The organism is Halomonas sp. (genome assembly GCF_031581305.1).
GTDB lineage: Bacteria > Pseudomonadota > Gammaproteobacteria > Pseudomonadales > Halomonadaceae > Halomonas.
In genome coordinates this window covers 1-3,185 of the sequence record NZ_JAVLBC010000280.1, presented here as the reverse complement: position 1 = coordinate 3,185, position 3,185 = coordinate 1, and the positions used below count along the sequence as shown (strand labels likewise).

4 protein-coding genes are annotated in these 3,185 nt (G+C 65.0%); 2 read left to right on the top strand and 2 right to left on the bottom strand.

The genetic code is table 11. The features are described 5' to 3' along the window. Positions 1 to 461 (top strand): flavin reductase family protein (locus tag RI841_RS15710; protein ID WP_310706570.1); only part of this gene is annotated, 461 nt, incomplete at its 5' end. A gap of 89 nt (positions 462 to 550) precedes the next feature. On the opposite strand, the gene RI841_RS15705 is transcribed toward RI841_RS15710, so the two are convergent. Continuing rightward, positions 551 to 1,039 (bottom strand): hypothetical protein, encoded by a 489-nt coding sequence (locus tag RI841_RS15705; protein ID WP_310706569.1) that lies wholly within the window; start codon positions 1,037 to 1,039, stop codon positions 551 to 553. Positions 1,040 to 1,444: 405 nt separating this feature from the next. On the opposite strand from RI841_RS15705, the gene RI841_RS15700 reads away from it, so the two are divergent. Continuing rightward, on the top strand, positions 1,445 to 1,870 hold the full coding sequence (locus RI841_RS15700) for a DUF3617 family protein (protein ID WP_310706568.1): 426 nt from the start codon (positions 1,445 to 1,447) through the stop codon (positions 1,868 to 1,870). Between the two features lie 70 nt (positions 1,871 to 1,940). Here RI841_RS15700 and RI841_RS15695 read toward each other — a convergent pair. Beyond that, the coding region (locus RI841_RS15695; protein WP_310706567.1) for an efflux RND transporter permease subunit at positions 1,941 to 3,185 on the bottom strand (1,245 nt) is incomplete at its 5' end.

Genomic DNA, 3,185 nt, shown 5'->3' with positions numbered 1-3,185 from the left:
AGCGCAACATCATGACCCTGGACTGGCATACCGTGATGGCCTTCTCGCCCTCTCTGGTCGGCTGCGTCATCTCTTCCGGCAATCACAGCTTCGACCTCATTCGCCGCAGCGGTACGTGCGTCATCAACCTGCCGACGACGGCCTTGACCGATGAGGTGATCGGGATCGGCAACAGCAGCGGCGCCGAGATCGAAAAATTCGACCATTTCGGCCTGACCGCGTCGCCGGCGACGGCCGTGGAGGCGCCGCTGATCGAGGAGTGTCATGCCCACTTCGAGTGCCGTCTCGTCGATGACGGCCTGGTCGACCGCCATGACTTCTTCATCTGGGAGGTGGTGGCGGCCCAGACTCGGGCGACGCCCACCTATCCCGAGACGCTGCACTACACGGGCGACGGCGTCTTCATGGTCGCCGGCGAGATCATCGACCGACGCAGCCAGTTCCTGCCGCAGATGTTGTGACATGACGGTAATGCCGCCACCTGATGGTCGTTGTTTGGGATCGACAACACCTGGCGAGCCGTCGATCCCAGAGGCTCAAGTGTTGGCGATCACTCTGATGGCTGCTGTTGCTGAATCTGCTGTTCCTGCATCTGCCGTTGCATCTGTTGCATCTGCTGCTGCCGGGCCTGCATCTGGCGCTCGAGCTCGTCACGCTGGTCCTGGGTCAGGGTGGCCTCGATACGCGCTTGCATCAGAACGCTCTCGGCCATCATGTCACCGGTCAGTTGACCGAGGCGTCCTGCATCCTGTCGGATGGTGGCCTCATCGAAGTCGGCACCGATGCTTTCCTGCAATTGAGCCTGGACCCCTCGGGCTTCTTCCTGCAGTTCCTTGATCCGATTCTGGGAGTCGTTGAGCAGGGTTTCGAGTTCCTGCTCCTGACCCTCATCGAGATCGACAAGCTCATCTAGCTGGCTGACCTGGTCCGCCGCAGTTGGCGTCTGACCCTGGCCCTGGGGCATCTGCTGCTGTGCAAAAGCCGGCGCGGCAACGGCCAGCGTCAGGATGGAAACTGCGAGAGGCTTCATTGCTGTCATGAGAACTCCTGAGCATTCATTGTGAATCATTACCCGATTGTCTCCGGTCATGGCAACGGCACTCCGAAGCCGGGTAATCGGTTCTGTACGGCTGCCCCATGCCACGTGCCGAATGTCACGCAGATGAGACGAGGCGTGGACTGCTGGCTGCCGCATGAGTTCACTCTACCATGGGGGCTTCATCATGATGTTCCTCCGCCTTCAGGTATTGGACATGGTGGTTCGCTCACCCATCAACCCTGGAGCGGCGTGATCTGATGATCTGTCACGTTGCTGGCCTCAGCAGCCAGGAACCCTCTCGGATCACAAGCGGAGAGACGGGATTGGGGACGGGCGTCGATTGGGCTATGCTGGGCCTCATGCCGAGGGTGTGGCATTCCACCCATCATCAGGGAGAGTTTCTCCATGTCGTTCCGTCCCCTTCTTGCCGGTCTGTTGCTGGCGCTGCCGCTGGCGGCTGTCGCCGAATCCCCCAACATCGAGCCGGGCCAGTGGGAGTTCACCAGCACCACCTCGGTGCTGGGTGACATGCCGATTCCCGACCAGACCGAGACCCATCAGGAGTGCATCGCCCAGGGCGATATCGATGACGAGGAGTTCAGCTTCATCGAGGAGGAAGAGGGCTGCGAGCTGCTCGAGCACACGGTCACGGTCGATGGCCTGGATTACCGCATGGTCTGCCGTGCCGAGGGCGGTGAGGCCAATATTGTTGGCCGCATGGACTTCCTCGGTGAGCGCGTCGAGGGCAACGTCGACATCCTGGTCGATTCGGAAGCGGGTGAGATCAACATGAGCACCAGTATGGAGGGACGCCGCATCGGTGACTGCTGAATTTTTGTCCCGGCACCAACGACGAAGGCCACCCCGCGGGGTGGCCTTCGTCGTTGGTATGGCCGCCCGGTCAGTAGCCGGCGGGCGTGTCGCCCATCTCCCGCGCCAGGCGGCGGGCCACGTCGCCCGGCGAACCGGTCCGTCGCGCGAGCAGGTCGTAGGCGACCGGGACCACGAAGAGGGTGAAGAGGGTGGCCGCGGCCAGGCCGCAGAGGATCACGGTGCCGATCACCAGCCGCGTCTCGGCGCCGGCGCCGCTGGAGACGATCAGCGGTACCGCACCGGCCATGGTGGTCACCGCGGTCATCACGATGGGGCGCAGGCGCGTCACCGCGGCGTCCACCAGCGCCTCGTGGAAGGCCACGCCCTGGTCGCGCAGCTGGTTGGCGAACTCCACGATCAGGATGCCGTTCTTGGCCGCGAGCCCCACCAGCATCACCAGCCCCACCTGGCTGTAGATGTTCAGCGACTGCCCGGTGAGGTAGAGCCCCAGCAGGGCACCACAGATCGCCAGGGGCACGGTGAGCATGATCACGAAGGGGTGCACGAAGCTCTCGAACTGCCCGGCCAGCACCAGGAAGACCACCAGGATACCCAGCCCCAGCAGGAAGCCGGTGGCGCCGCTGGCCTCCTGGTAGTCCCGGGAGGCGCCCTTGAGGTCGGTCTGGGCCTCGGCTGGCAGGATCTCGTCCACCGTGGCCTCCAGGTACGCCAGGGCCTCGCCGAGCGGGTAGCCGCCTTCCAGGTCGGCCTGCAGTGTGATGGCGCGGACGCGGTTGAAGCGGTTGAGGGTGCTGGGCCCGGCGAAGTCCTCGAGGGTCACCAGGTTGCTCAGGGGGATGAGCTCACCGCTGCGCTGCGAACGGACCCGGATGCTCTCCAGGGCGGAGGGGCTGGGTCGGGCACCGGGTTCCCCCTCGAGGATCACGTCGTACTCCTCGCCGTCGTCCACGTAGCGGGTCACGCTGCGCCCGCCCAGCAGCGTCTCCAGGGTCCGGCCGATCTCCGTGACGGTGACCCCCAGGGCGGCGGCACGGGTGTAGTCGATGTCCACACGCAGCTGGGGCTGGTTCTCCTCGTAGTCGCTGTCCAGGCCGGTCAGGCGCGGATTATCGTCGCGGATGTGGGCCAGCAGGGTATCGCGCCACTCGGCCAGCCGCTCATAGGTGCCGCCCCCCAGCACGAACTGCACGGGCTTCTCGACGCTGGACCCGAAGCCCTGGCGCATCACCGGGAAGGCGCGCACGCCGGGCAGGTCGCCGACCGCCTGGCGGACCTCGTCCATGATCGCCCAGGCCGAGCGCCGACTGCCCCA